Source organism: Lysinibacillus sphaericus OT4b.31, from assembly GCF_000392615.1.
GTDB classification, from domain to species: domain Bacteria; phylum Bacillota; class Bacilli; order Bacillales_A; family Planococcaceae; genus Lysinibacillus; species Lysinibacillus sphaericus_B.
This window is the reverse complement of the sequence record NZ_KB933398.1, coordinates 2,943,164-2,960,756: the sequence shown is the minus strand read 5'-3', so window position 1 is coordinate 2,960,756 and position 17,593 is coordinate 2,943,164. Positions and strand designations below refer to the sequence as shown.

Annotated in this window: 14 protein-coding genes; 13 read left to right on the top strand and 1 reads right to left on the bottom strand. The window is 40.3% G+C overall.

What is annotated here, in order from left to right; translation table 11 throughout:
- The first annotated feature begins 65 nt into the window (after window positions 1-65).
- From H131_RS13560 to H131_RS13545, 4 genes are all read left to right on the top strand, one after another.
- Complete coding sequence (locus H131_RS13560) at window positions 66-1,016, top strand: SpoIVB peptidase S55 domain-containing protein (RefSeq protein ID WP_010859737.1); 951 nt, start codon at window positions 66-68, stop codon at window positions 1,014-1,016.
- Between the two features lie 353 nt (window positions 1,017-1,369).
- Window positions 1,370-2,161 carry a sporulation transcription factor Spo0A gene (gene spo0A, locus H131_RS13555; protein ID WP_010859736.1) on the top strand — a complete coding sequence of 264 codons (792 nt, stop codon included), beginning with the start codon at window positions 1,370-1,372 and terminating at the stop codon, window positions 2,159-2,161.
- A 467-nt stretch (window positions 2,162-2,628) separates the two neighbouring features.
- Window positions 2,629-4,200, top strand: coding sequence for a DUF342 domain-containing protein (locus H131_RS13550; protein WP_010859735.1), 1,572 nt, complete (start codon window positions 2,629-2,631; stop codon window positions 4,198-4,200).
- Window positions 4,193-4,921 (top strand): glycerophosphodiester phosphodiesterase, encoded by a 729-nt coding sequence (locus H131_RS13545; RefSeq protein WP_010859734.1) that lies wholly within the window; start codon window positions 4,193-4,195, stop codon window positions 4,919-4,921. The genes H131_RS13550 and H131_RS13545 overlap by 8 nt, the downstream gene beginning before the upstream one ends.
- Before the next feature lie 46 nt (window positions 4,922-4,967).
- Here H131_RS13545 and H131_RS13540 read toward each other — a convergent pair whose 3' ends face one another.
- On the bottom strand, window positions 4,968-5,204 hold the full coding sequence (locus H131_RS13540) for a DUF2627 family protein (RefSeq protein ID WP_010859733.1): 237 nt from the start codon (window positions 5,202-5,204) through the stop codon (window positions 4,968-4,970).
- 307 nt (window positions 5,205-5,511) lie between these two features.
- Between H131_RS13540 and H131_RS13535 the strand changes: the two genes are divergently transcribed.
- The 9 genes from H131_RS13535 to H131_RS13495 all read left to right on the top strand — a co-directional run bounded on the left by H131_RS13535 (window position 5,512) and on the right by H131_RS13495 (window position 17,565).
- Window positions 5,512-6,606, top strand: coding sequence for a Leu/Phe/Val dehydrogenase (locus tag H131_RS13535; RefSeq protein ID WP_010859732.1), 1,095 nt, complete (start codon window positions 5,512-5,514; stop codon window positions 6,604-6,606).
- A gap of 279 nt (window positions 6,607-6,885) precedes the next feature.
- On the top strand, window positions 6,886-8,313 hold the full coding sequence (lpdA, locus tag H131_RS13530; protein WP_010859731.1) for a dihydrolipoyl dehydrogenase: 1,428 nt from the start codon (window positions 6,886-6,888) through the stop codon (window positions 8,311-8,313).
- Window positions 8,314-8,389: 76 nt separating this feature from the next.
- The gene (locus H131_RS13525; protein WP_010859730.1) at window positions 8,390-9,406 is read left to right on the top strand and encodes a thiamine pyrophosphate-dependent dehydrogenase E1 component subunit alpha; all 1,017 of its coding nucleotides are present in this window, start codon (window positions 8,390-8,392) and stop codon (window positions 9,404-9,406) included.
- Window positions 9,406-10,389 carry an alpha-ketoacid dehydrogenase subunit beta gene (locus H131_RS13520; protein ID WP_010859729.1) on the top strand — a complete coding sequence of 328 codons (984 nt, stop codon included), beginning with the start codon at window positions 9,406-9,408 and terminating at the stop codon, window positions 10,387-10,389. The genes H131_RS13525 and H131_RS13520 overlap by 1 nt, the downstream gene beginning before the upstream one ends.
- Before the next feature lie 199 nt (window positions 10,390-10,588).
- Window positions 10,589-11,923, top strand: a complete 1,335-nt coding sequence (locus tag H131_RS13515; protein WP_010859728.1) for a dihydrolipoamide acetyltransferase family protein — start codon at window positions 10,589-10,591, stop codon at window positions 11,921-11,923.
- 132 nt (window positions 11,924-12,055) lie between these two features.
- On the top strand, window positions 12,056-13,747 hold the full coding sequence (locus H131_RS13510) for a methylmalonyl-CoA mutase family protein (protein WP_419185150.1): 1,692 nt from the start codon (window positions 12,056-12,058) through the stop codon (window positions 13,745-13,747).
- Window positions 13,744-15,897, top strand: a complete 2,154-nt coding sequence (scpA, locus tag H131_RS13505; RefSeq protein WP_010859726.1) for a methylmalonyl-CoA mutase — start codon at window positions 13,744-13,746, stop codon at window positions 15,895-15,897. The genes H131_RS13510 and scpA overlap by 4 nt, the downstream gene beginning before the upstream one ends.
- Window positions 15,897-16,994 (top strand): methylmalonyl Co-A mutase-associated GTPase MeaB, encoded by a 1,098-nt coding sequence (meaB, locus tag H131_RS13500; protein WP_010859725.1) that lies wholly within the window; start codon window positions 15,897-15,899, stop codon window positions 16,992-16,994. Before scpA ends, meaB begins: the two co-directional genes overlap by 1 nt.
- Before the next feature lie 130 nt (window positions 16,995-17,124).
- Window positions 17,125-17,565 carry a BrxA/BrxB family bacilliredoxin gene (locus tag H131_RS13495; protein WP_010859724.1) on the top strand — a complete coding sequence of 147 codons (441 nt, stop codon included), beginning with the start codon at window positions 17,125-17,127 and terminating at the stop codon, window positions 17,563-17,565.
- Window positions 17,566-17,593 lie beyond the last annotated feature (28 nt).

Genomic DNA, 17,593 nt, shown 5'->3' with positions numbered 1-17,593 from the left:
TTACCGCTTATAAGAATGATACAAAAACACATAGTAACAAGACTAAAATGAAAAGGAGGTGTCGTATGAATCGTCGTTGGCGTCAATTTGTCATTTTGCCTATGCTCATCGTGTTCTTATGTTTGCCCATTCAAGCTTTTGCGGCCAAAAAGCTTATTCCGATGGGCGAAGCAATTGGGATTCAACTTCAGTTATCTCATGTATTTGTTGCTCATGATGTGTTGTTAGCTTCCAATCAATGGATGAAGGGTGGTGCAGTCATTGAAAAAATAAATGATACCACTGTAAAAACACTTGATGATGCCAAACAAGCTATTGCACAACAGGGTCAACAGACATGGACGATGAAAAGTGAAGGAAAACAAGTAACAGTTGAATTAAAGGACAAAGAAGCAGAACATGTTATTTCTTTTTTGAAAGATGAAACAGATGGAGTAGGGACATTGACATACATTGATCCAGAGACAAAAAATTACGGTGCATTAGGCCATCAAATTGTTGACTCAACCTTACAAGAAGCCCCTGTCTTTCGAGCTGGTTCCATTTTTTTAGCTTCCATCCAACAAATCCGTAAAAGCACACCTGGGCAACCAGGCTACAAAATTTCTTCCATTGAAAAACACCAAGAACGACTAGGTAGTATTGATAAAAATACAGTTTATGGTATTTTTGGACGTTGGGAAGACAGTTATCAACAAAGGTTGCCAAAAGCAATTGAAATTATGCATGAAAAAGATATAAAAACAGGTAAAGCTCAAATCTATACGGCGATTGAGGGCAGTAAGGTGGAAACATTTTCAATAGATATCACAAAAGTTGAAAATGGACGACTTGAGTTTGTCGTGTCTGACCAAAAGCTTATCGAGAAAACAGGTGGCATCCTGCAGGGTATGAGTGGTAGCCCTATCATTCAAGACGGTCGTTTTGTAGGTGCAGTCACACATATGTTTGTGGAGGAACCTAAAAAAGGGGCAGCAATTACAGTTGCAGAAATGTTAAATAAATCACATGAATAAATAACGGGGCTGCCTTTGGTAGCTCCGTTCTCTAAAGTTTATGCAATATATTATCTCATTCACCAAGTATTTCATACCAAAATAAGAGGGATTTATCGATACTTAAAAAAAAGTGTAGTTTTATATGTAATTTTTAACTAAAATAAACCTTATGAGCGCACGACATTTCACTGGGAAATATCGTAAATTGTCGATATAAAAAGAAAGTATCGGACTACATACTCATTTTTGGAAATAGAAAAGGTTTTTAACACAAAAATGTCGAAAATTCCACAGTGTGTCAAAAAGGCATAAAGGGGAAAAAGGTTTAACGCTTTGATAATTCAAAGCGAAGTCCAGAAGGAGGAATTGAAATGACAAAAGTAAAAGTGGCGATAGCAGATGATAATCGTGAGTTATTAAAAACAATGGAACAGTATTTTCAAGGACATCCGGAGATTGAAATAATTGCAACTGCTTCAAATGGTAAAATTTGTCTTCAAATGCTTGAAGAGTTTACACCAGATATTTTATTGCTAGATATTATCATGCCACATCTTGATGGGTTAGCGGTATTAGAGGCCATGTATCAAAATGACCGTATGTCTTCTATACAAGTCATTATGTTAACTGCATTTGGACAAGAGGATGTTATGAAACAAGCAGTAGATTTAGGGGCTTCATACTTTATGTTAAAGCCATTTGAGTTCGATCAGTTGGTTCAGAAGATCTTGCATTGTGCAGGTCAAAAGGCTACATTACCGAAAAAGACAAGTGTTTTACAACAAACAGCTCCTCAGAAATTAAATCAGCATCAATTAGACAGTACGATTACAGCCATTATTAAAGAAATCGGTGTTCCAGCCCATATTAAAGGTTACTCTTATTTACGTGAGGCGATTCAAATGGTGTATGAAGATATCGAGTTATTAGGTTCTGTGACGAAAATTCTATATCCAGAAATCGCGAAAAAATTCAATACAACGCCGTCACGTGTAGAACGTGCCATTCGTCATGCCATTGAAGTTGCCTGGAATCGTGGCAATTATGAGTCTATTTCGTCGATGTTCGGTTATACGGTGCATCACTTAAAGTCCAAGCCGACAAATAGCGAATTCATCGCTATGATTGCGGACAAGATTCGCATCGATATGATGGCGAGCTAACGTTGGTAAGACTAGGGTTTATGTACGATAGCTTAGCGGAGAATAACTAGGTAAATCTATTTTAGATAACGCTGATATAGCGAAATTTATAACGCCTTTTTAGACAGTTTGCGCTGACTGTTTGAGAGGCGTATTTTTTTTGCAATTTAGGAGACAAGACCCAATACTAAGTAAACAAAAAATAGTGAGGAAGACATCCCTAGTAGTTAAGTGTAGAAAAAGATAAAATATAGACTGACTTTATTTTACAGAAATTTTGTACAATTATGGCAGTACCAACCTTTTAATGACGTAAATTATGTTTTTGTATAGTATAAATAGGCTATTATTGCCGATGAAAATGCTTGGATTCTATCGTAACATTACTGATAAAGTAGGGGTATTTTCTTTGTGAGTAGTGACAATTGTCTCTAAACAAATGTAAATAGATTGTATATACTTACAGATAGAGGGAAGGAGGAGGTAACGTGATCCTAGTTCGGAATGATAACTTCGAAATATCGGAAGAAAACGGAAAGGTATTTATGCTTACATATAGTGCTGGTTTTCCATTAAAAGAATTTGACGGCATCTTACGTAGTCATCCACGATTAAAACTGTCTAATTTTTCTACATTGAAAACTGTATTAGCGACAGAAGGTACAAGTCCTGTTGAAATTGGACGTTGGCTTCCAAATGTAGAAGCTGAAATTGCACGAGATAAAATGTCTGCCTCTATATTTATATATGAAACAACAGACTACATTCATAAGAATAAAGATAAGTTAACTCAACAAATAGTTGAAACACTAGCAAACGAAGGTATTACACATGGAATTTTAGATTTTGATATTACTAAAATTGAACCAGGGAAAGCATTTTTAATTGCTCAAGGAACATCACCGGTAGCAGGAACAGATGCGCAAATTACATATTTACCAAAACCAGAGAGAAAACCCGTTATTCGTGAAGACGGAAAAGCTGATTACTATGATATGAATTTTATATCAGAAATCTCAGAGGGATCGTGGCTTGGTGAAAAAATTCCTGCAACATTAGGTCAACCAGGTCAAAATGTATGCGGTGACATTTTAGCTGCGGCGCCAGGGCGTGATTTCCCTATTCGTTATGACAAAAAATCAGCCTATGAAGTAGAGGAAGATGGCAAAACTGTCATCCGGTCAAAAATAGCTGGTGTTTTAGATGATGTCAAAGGTATGATAGGCGTTAACCGTCATTTACCAATAAATGGAGATGTTGGAGTTGGAACGGGCAACTTAGAATTTAATGGGTCTTTAAGCATTAAAGGGACTGTTACTTCTGGTTATACAGTGATTGCGACAGGCGATATTTCGATTGAAGGAGCAGAAGGCGTAAGTGGAGCGAAACTCATCAAATCCATTGAGGGTGATGTGTATATTCGGGGTGGTATTTTTGGCCTTGGCTCTACGCTTGTGGAAGCGGGCGGCAACATTTTCGTAAAACATGTAAATGAAGCCAATTTAGTAGCAGCTGACAGTATCCATATAGGCTTTTATTCACTTGGCTCGCAACTTTCGGCACATTCTATTTTTGTAGATGAACGCAAGGGTAAAATTATTGGTGGTCAAGCTGTTGCAAAAAGTTCTATTGTTACCGCTATTTCTGGAAATCGTTTAGAGCGTCGAACAGATTTAATCATTGAAAGTGTCAATAAACAGGAGAGCTATTCATTGATGCAGGAAAAAGCAACAATGCTTAAACAACTGCAATCGGAAATCGCTGATCATGAAGCGAAGCTTAAGAGCTTATTACCACTCCTCAATCAAATGACTACACAACAAATTGCTACTTTTGAGCAAACCAAGCAGAGTTTGTCAAAAATGAAGGCCGAGGCAGTGACGGTAGATCGTGAAATTAAGTTAATGATGGATGAAATGCGCCATGCCGGAAAAGAAGAAATTATCGTGAAAAAGGAAGCGCATCCAGGTACGTATATTCAAATCGGCAAAAAATCATCACTATTGACTAAAGTGACAAATGGTAAATTTTTACTCGAATTCGGTGAATTAAATGTCTAACGAATCGTTTGTCCCTGTTTTTGCACATCGGGGAGCTTCGGCTTATGCACTTGAAAATAGTTTTAAAGCTTTTGAAAAAGCACTAGAGCTTGGAGCTGACGGTATTGAAATAGATATTCAGCTGTCAAAAGAAGGGGTACCAGTTGTGTACCATGATCCACAATTATCAAGACTAGTTGGCATCAATAAACTTGTGAATGCATGTACGATAGATGAGCTACAGCGGTTTAAACTTGGAAAGCCGTGGGCACGACTATTTTCATCGTATAAAATTCCAGTGTTTGATGCAGTTTTAGCGTGGGCAAATACACAACAACTCCCACTAAATGTCGAATTAAAATCGACTATCCTTGACAATAAAGGTGCACTTGTCCGTATGCTTCAAGGACTAACATTACCTGAGGGCAGTCATTTTTCATCGTTTCACTATGAGTTATTAGAAATGGTGAAACAATATACGCCACAATATGAGACAGCACTTATCGCCACCAAAAAATTGAAATGGGATTTATTATGTGATTACCAAGCAATTGACAGCGTGCATATGCATAAAAAGTATTATAAACCACGCTATTTAGAGGCATGTGTAGCAAGCGCTAAAGCATGTCGTTTTTATGCGATTGATGGAAATGAAAAATTTTTGACGAATCCACATCCAGCTGTTGTTGGCTGGATTACAGATTTCCCTGATAAGGTGATCGCAATACAACAACGTCAATAAAAATAGCTATCCAGTAAGTCAAAACGACTTATTTGGATAGCTATTTCTATTTTTTTTGGAAGCGCGGAGCCACTTTTCCTTTTTTTCGATCGCGGTGAAGTAAAAAGCCTGCGAAAAAGCCAAAGCCGACAACAAAGAATATGATGCCAACAACAAATTGTAGCCATAAAAATGGGAAAGGTGAGATGAGCTTACCGAATAATGTATCACGCATAAATTTAATGCCACCTGCAGCCATAAGACCAGGAATAAGCATTACAATGAATGCAGCAAAACGAGCCATGCGTATCCCTCCTCATACCTAGTTTAATTGTACCTGTGGATGATGGAATGTCAAGAAAGCCTATGTGCCAGTCATAGTTTGCGAGCGCTGTAGTGAGTTATAGAAAACTAGTGATAGGAACTGAATTTTTAGAAAATTCTTTCTTAATAGAGAAAGTGTAATAATAGTTGCGAAATTGTGAAATTGTCAGTATTGTAAAATTAAATGGTGCAATATTATCCATTACAAAATAGTTTTATTACTATTAATAACTTGATTGGAATGGGCATTTGGGGATGCACTTTTCAAAGCAAAGGGGCGAGTTTTCATGGAAATCTTCAAGTATATGGAAAAGTATGATTATGAACAATTGGTATTTTGCCAAGATGAAGCATCAGGGTTAAAAGCGATTATCGCTATCCATGACACAACACTTGGACCAGCACTAGGCGGTGCACGTATGTGGACATACGCAACAGAAGAAAATGCGATTGAGGACGCATTGCGCTTGGCACGCGGCATGACATATAAAAATGCAGCAGCTGGTCTAAACCTCGGCGGTGGAAAAACGGTCATTATCGGTGACCCATTTACAGATAAAAATGAAGAAATGTTTCGTGCATTAGGACGATTCATTCAAGGACTGAACGGTCGCTATATTACGGCCGAAGATGTTGGTACAACAGTGACAGATATGGATTTAATTCATGAGGAGACAAATTATGTAACAGGAATCTCTCCAGCATTTGGCTCATCAGGAAATCCGTCGCCAGTAACTGCTTATGGTGTATATCGTGGTATGAAAGCCGCAGCAAAGGAAGCGTTTGGTTCGGAAATGCTAGAGGGCCGTACAATTGCTGTACAGGGGCTAGGAAATGTAGCATACAAGCTTTGCGAGTATTTACATAATGAAGGTGCAAAACTTGTTGTAACAGATATTAACCAAGCAGCCATTGACCGTGTTGTGAATGACTTTGGTGCAATAGCAGTGGCACCAGAGGAAATCTACTCACAAGACGCTGATATTTTCTCACCATGTGCACTTGGAGCCATTTTAAATGACGACACGATTCCACAGTTAAAAGCGAAGGTCATTGCTGGTTCGGCAAACAACCAATTACAGGACTCACGCCATGGAGATTACTTACATGAATTAGGTATAGTGTATGCACCTGATTATGTTATTAACGCAGGTGGCGTTATCAATGTTGCAGATGAATTATACGGTTATAATCGTGAACGTGCGATGAAACGTGTGGATGGTATTTACGATAGTATTGAAAGAATCTTTGCCATTTCAAAACGTGATGGTGTGCCAACCTATGTGGCAGCCAATCGTTTAGCAGAAGAACGTATTGCTCGTGTAGCTAAGTCACGTAGTCAATTTTTAAAAAATGAAAAAAATATTTTGCACGGTCGTTAATAAATAATTATCTAGTAGCTAAAAGAAGTCGCTTTGTCGACTTCTTCTATTATAAAGATTAAGAAATATAAGCTTTAAATGATGTCTGAGCTTAAGCTTCATCTTCATCCTTTCTCAAGTGAAGTGAACACTTACTTTCACGTTGGTTTCTCTGACGGGTACGATTGTACTAAATCCTTACAGTGGCTGCGCTTTCAACTGAGCAATCACCACAAGGAGGTCAGCGCTTGTCTTGGGTAAGGGATGCATTAGCACTTTTTTTATAAGGGGGAATATCGAATGGCTCAAAATTATGATGTTGTCATCTTAGGCGGTGGTACAGGTGGCTATGTAGCTGCAATTCGCGCAGCACAACTAGGCTTGAAAACAGCCATTGTTGAACGAGAGCGACTTGGAGGAACATGCTTGCATAAAGGTTGTATCCCTAGTAAAGCGTTACTTCGAAGTGCCGAAGTGTACCGTATGGCCAATAAAACAGCGAGTGAATTTGGTGTAGACATTGAAGGAGTTACATTGCAATTCGATAAGGTACAGGCCAGAAAGCAAGCCGTTGTTGAGCAATTAAGTCAAGGTGTGAATACACTGATGAAAAAAGGCAAAATCGATGTGTATGAAGGAACAGGACGAATTTTGGGTCCGTCTATTTTTTCTCCAATGCCAGGTACCATTTCGGTTGAAATGAACAATGGCGAAGAAAATGAAATGCTTGTACCGACAAATGTTGTTATCGCAACGGGGTCTAAACCTAGAGGTATGGCAGGTCTAACTGTTGACGGAAATTACGTTATGAACTCTGATCATGCGTTGCAAATGGAGAATTTACCAAGGTCGTTACTAATTGTTGGTGGCGGAGTTATCGGTATAGAGTGGGCATCCATGCTTTGTGATTTTGGCGTTTATGTAACGGTTATAGAATACGGCCCATCTATTTTACCTGCGGAAGATGCAGATATCGTCAAAGAAGTAACGAAACAACTTGAAAAAAGAGGCGTCCGCATAGTGACGAACGCTAAGTTAGATACAGCAACCTTTAAAATTGAAAATGATAACGTTTTCATTTCAGCTGCACTTAATGACAAGGAAGAATTATTTGAGGCAGATAAATTATTACTTTGTGTAGGACGTGAAGCAAATACGCAAGGTATCGGTTTAGAAAATACAGAAATTGAAATTGAAAATGGCTTTATCCAAGTACGAAATACTTATCAAACCAAAGAATCACATATGTATGCTATAGGAGATGTTATCGGTGGCTTGCAATTGGCGCATGTAGCTTCTCATGAAGGATTGTCTGCAATTGAACACATTGCCACAGGGACAACAGAAGCACTTGATGTACTGAAGGTACCAAAATGTGTTTATTCCTATCCTGAAGTTGCAAGCATTGGCTTAACAGAAAGTGCTGCACGCGAGCAGGACTATGTCATAAAAGTCGGTAAGTTCCCATTTAAAGCAATCGGTAAGGCACTTGTTAATGGGGAAACGGATGGCTTTGTGAAAATTGTTGCTGATGAGCAGACAAATGATATTTTGGGTATTCATATGGTAGGACCGCACGTGACAGATTTAATAGGAGAGGCTTCTCTTGCTAAGTTACTTGACGCTACGCCGTGGGAAATTAGTCAGGCTATCCATCCACATCCATCACTGAATGAGGTCTTGGTGGAGTCCGCGTTAGCAGTCGATGATCGGGCGCTTCACTTTTAAATGATTAGCTGAAAGCGCATTTTATGTGGGGATTTAAAGCGCTATAGAATTTTTTTAATACGAGAGGGGTGTTCGTATGCAAGATGTTCAAATAAAACATGAAGATTTGGGTTTATCAAATGAAGATGTACTTGCTATGTTCGAAACAATGTTAATGGCTAGAAGACTGGATGAACGTATGTGGCTGTTAAATCGTTCAGGAAAAATTCCATTTGTTATCTCTTGTCAGGGACAGGAGGCAGCACAAGTAGGGGCAGCCTTTGCCTTGAATAAGGAGAAAGATTATATTGCACCTTATTATCGAGATATGGGCGTTGTGTTACATTTTGGTATGACACCAAAAGAGTTAATGTTATCCGCTTTTGCTAAGGCTGAGGATCCAAATTCAGGTGGTCGCCAAATGCCTGGACATTTTGGACAAAAGAAAAATCGTATTTTGACGGGTTCCTCACCAGTTACAACGCAAGTTCCACATGCAGTGGGGGTAGCGCTTGCTGGACGTTTACAAAATGAGGACTTCGTTTCCTTTGTTACCTTAGGTGAAGGATCGTCTAACCAAGGGGACTTCCATGAAGGGGCGAACTTCGCAGGTGTGCATAAACTGCCAGTAATTATTATGGTAGAAAATAATCAATACGCAATCTCAGTACCAGTAGAGCGCCAGTTAGGCTGTGCTAAAGTATCTGATCGTGGCATTGGCTATGGCATGCCAGGTGTAACTGTTGACGGTAAATGTCCATTGCAAGTATATAAAGTTATTAAAGAGGCAGCAGATCGTGCACGTAGTGGTGGTGGTCCAAGTTTAATAGAAACAGTGACTTTCCGATTAACAGCGCACTCTTCGGATGATGATGATCGTCAATATCGAACAGCTGAAGATATTGCAGAAGGAAAGGCCAAGGACCCTATTGTATTATTTGAAAAGTACTTACAAGATGTTGGTGTTATGACAGAAACGCTTCGTGCTGAAATAGAAGACCGTGTCATGGCAGAGGTGAATGAAGCGACAGATTATGCGGAAGCAGCACCTTATGCCAAGCCGGAGGAAGCACTGAAATACGTATATGCACCAGTGGACGGAGGTGACGTGTAATGGCAGTAATGTCTTATATTGATGCGATTACATTAGCGATGAAGGAAGAGATGGAACGCGATGACCGTGTTTTCATTTTAGGAGAAGACGTTGGTCGTAAAGGCGGCGTTTTCAAAGCAACAACTGGTCTTTACGAACAATTTGGTGAGTATCGTGTACTTGATACTCCGCTTGCGGAAAGTGCAATTGCAGGAGTTGGCATTGGTGCAGCCATGTATGGCATGCGCCCAATCGCTGAAATGCAGTTTGCAGACTTCATCATGCCGGCTGTTAACCAAATCGTATCGGAGGCAGCCAAAATCCGTTATCGCTCGAACAACGACTGGACTTGTCCAATTGTAGTACGTGCACCATTTGGTGGTGGGATTCATGGAGCGCTCTATCATTCACAATCAGTAGAATCTCTTTTTGCAGGCACACCAGGTTTAAAGATTGTCATTCCATCAACACCTTATGATGCCAAGGGCTTGTTAAAAGCAGCAATTCGCGACGAAGATCCTGTTTTATTTTTCGAGCATAAGCGTGCGTATCGACTGATAAAAGGTGAGGTCCCATTAGATGACTATACACTCCCAATCGGTAAAGCCGATGTTAAGCGTGAAGGTGACGATGTTACTGTTATTACGTATGGGCTAGCTGTTCATTTTGCTCTACAAGCGGCAGAAAGATTAGCGGCAGATGGTATTTCTGCACATATTCTTGATTTACGTACAGTCTATCCACTAGATAAAGAAGCAATCATTGAAGCAGCGAGTAAAACAGGTAAAGTATTACTTGTCACTGAGGATAATAAAGAGGGAAGCATTATGAGTGAGGTTGCGGCGATTATTGCAGAGCATTGCTTGTTTGACCTTGATGCGCCAATCCAACGATTAGCAGGACCTGATGTACCTGCGATGCCATATGCACCAACAATGGAAAAGTTTTTCATGATCAATCCTGAAAAAGTAGAAAAAGCGATGCGGGAGCTAGCCGCTTTTTAACCATTCAGTTGCAGTCTTCCACCACTATAGATGGTGATAATAATACTAAATAGTTATTCACTATGCAGTGTGTGTAAGGGACGGCACTTACTGAAAAAGTTAAAGCTTTCGGCGGATGTCACGAATTTTGCATTGCATATGCACAATTCAAAATTCGGACTCAATTATGCCGAGGCGTAATTGATGGGAGGAATAGATGATGGCGATTCAAAATATTACAATGCCACAGCTTGGTGAAAGTGTGACAGAGGGTACGATTGAAAAATGGCTCGTACAACCAGGCGATAAGGTGAAAAAATATGATTCATTAGCAGAAGTTGCAACTGATAAAGTAAATGCAGAAATCCCATCTTCCTTTGAAGGGGTCATTACAGAGCTACTAGCAGAGGAAGGGCAAACTTTACCTGTTGGAGCGGTTGTTTGTTCGATTGAAATAGCGGGTGACAGTGAGTTACCGCCTCCACCTCCAGCGAAAAAATCAGCAGTAAGCACGGCGATTTTAAATGCAGGTGTACAAAAAAAACAAGAGTCGCCTAAAGTAACAACAGCAACTATAACTGCTGAAAAGCCAGTGAAACGTGATAAAGTTCGCTACTCACCAGCCGTACTCCGACTTGCACAGGAACATGATATTGCGCTTGAGCTTGTTACAGGGACTGGTGATGGCGGACGTATCACAAGGAAAGACCTTCAACAATTGATTGAGGCTGGCAATGTGCCAACGACAGAGGTAACGTCTTCTGAGCCAGTAATTGCCACTGCTGTTGTTCAGCCAATAATATCAACTTCAGTACCTCAGGAAAAAGCAGCTATACCACAGGCTATTCAAGCAGGTGATATTGAAATTCCTGTAACAAAGATACGCCGTGCCATTGCAAATAACATGGTGCGTAGTGCACAAGAAGTGCCACATGCATGGATGATGATGGAAGTGGATGTTACAGATTTAGTTGCTTACCGAGACAGCATGAAGACAGAATTTAAACAAAAAGAAGGCTTTAATCTTACGTACTTTGCTTTCTTTGTCAAAGCTGTTGCACAGGCCTTAAAGGAATTCCCTATGATGAATTCCATGTGGGCAGATGACAAAATTATTCAAAAGCATGATATTAATATTTCCATAGCAGTTGCTACAGATGATGCATTATTCGTCCCTGTTATAAAACACGCTGACGAAAAATCAATTAAAGGTATTGCACGAGATATTCATGAACTTGCTTCGAAAGTTCGTGCAGGAAAACTAACTATGGATGATAGTAAAGGTGGCACATTTACGGTTAATAATACGGGTGCTTTCGGTTCTGTACAGTCAATGGGCATCATTAATTATCCGCAGGCAGCCATCCTGCAAGTGGAAAGTATTGTTAAAAAACCAGTAGTCTTACCAGGTGGTATGTTTGCAGCACGTGATATTGTGAATTTATGTTTATCTTTAGACCATCGGGTTTTAGATGGATTAGTTTGTGGTAAATTCCTAAATAGAGTAAAAGAAATACTCGAAAATACAAATTTATCCTCGACGTCAGTCTACTGACGACTTATCGGAAACCTGTTGTATAACGGTTTCCGATTTTTTAATGCTTTTCGAGTCGCAATTTGTCATGTAGAATAACAAATAGAAACTACTAAGGGGGGAAGCTGATTAAGCGTCCGCATGTCAAACAACATGAAAAATATAGAATTTGAAAAGCCGTCTTATTCAGAATGGCAAGATGCAGCAATCAAAGCTTTAAAAGGGAAACCATTCGAGTCTCTTTTAACGAAAACAAGTGAAGGTATTACATTAGATCCTCTTTACACACAAGAAAGTTTAGTAGCAAAACTTGGTGATGAACTTGATAAACAGGTTGCTACAATCCGTTCCCTACAAGATAGTCAAGTTTTTCGTGTGGCACAGCAAGTTTATGCTGACACAAGCGGAGCATTCTTTGCACAACTTGATGATAGCTTAGCTCGTGGTAATGAAATCGTCACAGTTGATAGCCATGTTAGTTTTGAATGGACTGAAGAAATAGTGGCACAATTAGCAACTTATTTCTCAGAATATTCGTTTAAAATTACGGTAAAAAGCGCAAAAGACCCATTATTAGCAGTATTCGACAAAATTGCAGCTGACAAACGTGAAGCTGTAAAAGGTTTCATCGTGTCTCAAAGCCCAATCGTTCTTGCGGACTTCCCTAATGTACGCACATATTCGGCAAACACAGTGATTTATCACAATGAAGGTGCCAATGCCGTGCAGGAATTGGCGTATGCGCTTGCAACTGCGGCAAAATATGCAGAGCAAGGAGAAAGCTTTGAAGCATTCGCGAAGAAATTTTATGTTTCATTTGCAGTGGATACACAATTCTTTACTGAAATCGCAAAACTCCGTGCTTTTAAAGTACTTTGGAAAGCGTTCTCATCTGCGTATGGCATAGAAAAAAATGTAAAAATTCCAACGGTAGCAGAAACTTCACTTCGTAGTTTCTCTAAATTAGATGTTTATGTAAACCTACTGCGTGCTGCAAATGAAGCGCTTTCTGGATTAATTGGCGGTGCGGACGTCTTTACAGTTCACCCACACGATGCGTTAACGAAACCGACAGAACAATCTGTTCGTATTGCTCGTAACGTATCATTAGTATTAAAAGAAGAAACAAATGTATTAAAGATAACAGACCCTGCTGGTGGTTCGTACTTCATTGAATCGTTGACAGCAGACTTTGTGAAAGAAGCCTGGGCATTATTCCTAGAAATCGAAGCGGCTGGCGGCATTGACGCATACACAGCATCCGGTAAATTAGCAGAAGAGCTCGAAAAATCTTATCAAGCACGTATTAAAGCAGCACAAACTCGTAAGCAATCATTAATTGGTACGAATATTTATGCGAATCCTGCAGACGTATTTGATCCTGAAACAAATCCACTATTTGCAGAAATTAAACGTATTGCTATACCTTTCGAGCAATTACGCGCTGACATGACTGCTGCTAATGTAAAAACAGGCATTTTAGCTTTAGGCTCACTGAAAAGTTCGAAACCGCGTGCAGATTTCGTTTCTGGTTTCTTAAATACAGTAGGTTTAGTACCGCAAAAAAGCGAGCCTGTTACAACAGCGGAGGAGGCTTTAGCTTGGTTACATGCAACGGAGGCTAAATACGTTGTTATTGCAGCAAATGACGACAATACAAAGGAATTAGTACCAGCAATTTTAGCTGGTAAACCAGCTAATGTGATTGTGGACGTTGCAGGTAAATTTAAAGACGAAGAAGAAGCTTGGTTAGTAAATGGCTTAAACGGCTTTATTTTCGCAGGACAAAACATCATTGAAAAATTAAATTCAGTGTTTGTTAGCATGAAGGAGGTCCAACGATGAGCAAGCCAAATTTTAGTGCAGTTGAAATCGGAAAAGTATTAACAGTTGAAGCACCAGAGGCGTCTGAAGAAAAATTCATGACCAACGAAGGTATTGAAATTAAAGATATTTATACAAAAGAAGATATCAAAGATGCAAAACACTTAAATGACGTTGCAGGGATTGCACCAAATACACGTGGCCCATACCCTACTATGTATGTAGCTCGTCCTTGGACAGTACGTCAATACGCTGGTTTCTCAACTGCTGAGGAATCAAATGCGTTCTATAAACGAAATCTTGCTATGGGTCAAAAAGGTCTTTCCGTTGCCTTCGACCTCGCTACCCACCGTGGCTATGATTCTGACCACCCGCGTGTAACAGGTGACGTTGGTAAAGCAGGCGTAGCGATTGACTCTGTGGAAGATATGAAAATCTTATTCGACCAAATTCCTTTAGATCAAATGTCAGTTTCAATGACAATGAATGGTGCTGTTTTACCAGTGCTAGCATTCTATATCGTTGCGGCTGAAGAGCAAGGCGTTACACCCGAGCAACTGGCTGGCACAATTCAAAACGACATTTTAAAAGAATATATGGTGCGTAACACATATATTTACCCACCAGCAATGTCGATGAAAATTATTGCAGACATTTTTGAATATACAGCGAAATTCATGCCTAAATTCAACTCGATTTCTATTTCTGGTTACCATATTCAAGAAGCTGGCGCAACGAATGACATCGAGCTTGCCTATACACTTGCAGATGGTCTTGAGTATGTTCGTACAGGGCTAAAAGCAGGAATTGATATCGATGCCTTTGCGCCACGCTTATCGTTCTTCTGGGCAATTGGCATGAACTATTACATGGAAGTAGCAAAAATGCGTGCTGCTCGTCGTATTTGGGCGCAAATGATGTCAACGTTCAATCCGAAAAATCCTAAAACATTAGCATTACGTACACATTCACAAACATCGGGTTGGTCTTTAACAGAACAAGATCCATTCAATAACGTGACACGTACATTAATTGAAGCGAATGCGTCGTCAATGGGGCATACACAATCACTTCATACAAACGCACTTGATGAAGCCATTGCTTTACCAACAGACTTCTCTGCACGTATTGCACGTAATACACAGTTATTCTTACAAGAGGAAACTGCTATGACAAAAATAATCGATCCATGGGGTGGTTCATACTACGTTGAGAAATTAACAGATGAAATCACACAATCTGCGTGGGCGTTAATCGAAGAGATTGAAGAGCTTGGCGGCATGGCGAAAGCGATTGAAACAGGTCTTCCAAAAATGAAAGTTGAAGAAGCTGCGGCAAAACGCCAAGCAAAAATCGACTCTAAATCAGAAACAATTGTGGGTGTAAATAAATATCGTTTAGACAAAGAAGAGCCTATCGATATTCTTGACATTGACAATACACTTGTTCGTCAAAAGCAAATTGAGCAATTAGATGCGATGAAGGCCTCTCGTGATGAAGCAGAAGTGCAAAAACATTTAGCTCGTCTAACAAAAGCTGCACAAGATGGTGAAGAGAACTTACTAGCTGTAGCTGTTGACGCAGCACGTGCACGCGCATCGCTAGGTGAAATTTCAGATGCTATTGAGGTTGTATCAGGTCGTCATAAAGCGATTATCCGTTCTATCTCTGGCGTATATTCTGCTAACTTCTCTGACGAAGAGCAAATTACTGAAGTGAAAAATATGACAGACGAATTCCTTGAAAATGAAGGTCGTCGCCCACGTATTCTAGTCGCAAAAATGGGCCAAGATGGCCATGACCGCGGCGCGAAAGTTATCGCAACAGGCTATGCTGACCTAGGATTTGATGTAGATATTTCACCGTTATTCATGACGCCAGAGGAAACTGCACAAATGGCAGTTGAAAATGACGTGCATTGCATTGGCGTGTCCTCTTTAGCAGCAGGTCATAAAACATTGGTACCAGCACTGGTTGCTGAATTGACAAAGTTAGGACGCGAGGACATTATCATTATCGTTGGGGGCGTTATTCCAGCACAAGATTATGAATTCCTTTATGAAGCCGGCGCAGTGGCAATCTTTGGCCCAGGTACAGTTATTCCTGTATCGGCCATCAAAATTATCGAGGAAATCTACAAACGTTTAGGTTATGAGGAAGTGTCTAAATAATGGACAAAAACAATGGGACGCAGGACAGTGCACTATTTGTCATGGGTGGCGTAGAGGCATCTCACGACGGTATGCAATACGGTGTACCGAAAAAATTCCGCAAGAAAAAAGTAGAGAAAATCGACATACAGGAGCTTGCGCGTGAAGTACGTGCAGGCTCTCGTACGCAATTGTCGAGAGCGATTACGCTTATTGAAAGCTCAAATGCAGCCCACAAAGTACAGGCGCAAGAGTTATTACAAGAGCTTCTTGCACATACAGGAAACAGTGTCCGAATTGGTATTACGGGTGTACCTGGTGCAGGAAAAAGTTCGTTCATTGAAGCTTTCGGAACGATGCTATGTGAGATGGGGAAAAAGGTAGCGGTCCTAGCAATAGACCCGAGTTCCTCATTATCAGGGGGCAGTATTCTAGGAGATAAGACGCGTATGGAAGAGCTTGTGAAAAAGCCAAATGCGTTCGTTCGTCCATCACCGTCTGCAGGTACCCTTGGGGGTGTTCATAAAAAGACGCGTGAAACAATGCTTGTCTGCGAGGCAGCAGGCTATGATGTGATTTTAATTGAGACGGTTGGTGTCGGGCAAAGTGAAACGTATGTCCGTGGTATGGTTGACTTCTTCTTACTGTTAGTGTTGACAGGTGCAGGAGATGAGCTGCAAGGCATGAAAAAGGGCATTATGGAATTAGCGGACGCCATTGTTGTGCATAAAGCTGACGGCGATAATGTCCGTCTTGCGAAAAAGACTGTATCCGAGTACAAACAAATTTTGCATTTCCTTCAGCCAGCAACACCAGGTTGGATGTCTACAGCGATGCCAGTTAGTTCGTGGGAAAAACGAGGGCTCGACAAAGTGTGGGATACAATTGGCCAATTTAGAGAGTCTGTTGAAGCAAATCATTACTGGTCCATCAGGCGCCAAAATCAAACAAAAGAATGGTTTCAATCAATGATTACTGACCATTTAATTGATGCATTTTATGGTGATGCGGATCGTAAAGCCCAGGTACAACTTTTGGAGCATCAAATTCTAAATGGACAATTGACGGTAACACAAGGTGTGGATCGTTTGTTTAGCGATGAGCAGTCACAGAAATAATATGTTCTTTTATATGAGCATGTAGGTGCACAAATTCGTCACTAACTGCTATGATAGGAGATGTATTAGCGCAGAAAATCTAAAGTGTCAAAACAGAGGGTGGCGCGAACTTGAAAGGAGCTTTCGCTTTATGAATATGGATTACGATTTATTTATGCAAGAAATTTTAAAAACAGCACGTGCTGAAATTGAGGCTGCAGGTTATGAGCAGCTACGCACACCAGAAGCTGTTGAAGAGGCGTTTGCTCGTCCGGGGACAACGTTAGTAATGGTGAACTCAGTTTGTGGATGTGCAGGAGGCATTGCACGTCCAGCAGCAACACAATGTGTGCATTACGATAAACGTCCAGACCATCTGGTAACTGTCTTTGCAGGTCAAGATAAAGATGCGACGGCAGCAGCTCGTTATCACTTCGGTGAGGACCACTTACCTTCATCTCCATCATTTATTTTGCTAAAAGATGGACAAGTAGTAGCAGAAGTGGGACGCTATGAAATCGAAGGGCATGACCCAATGTCAGTTGTGACAAACTTGCAAGCAAACTTCGAAGAATACTGCGAAGAACTATAAGATTCATATGACTATGACTAGGGTGCCT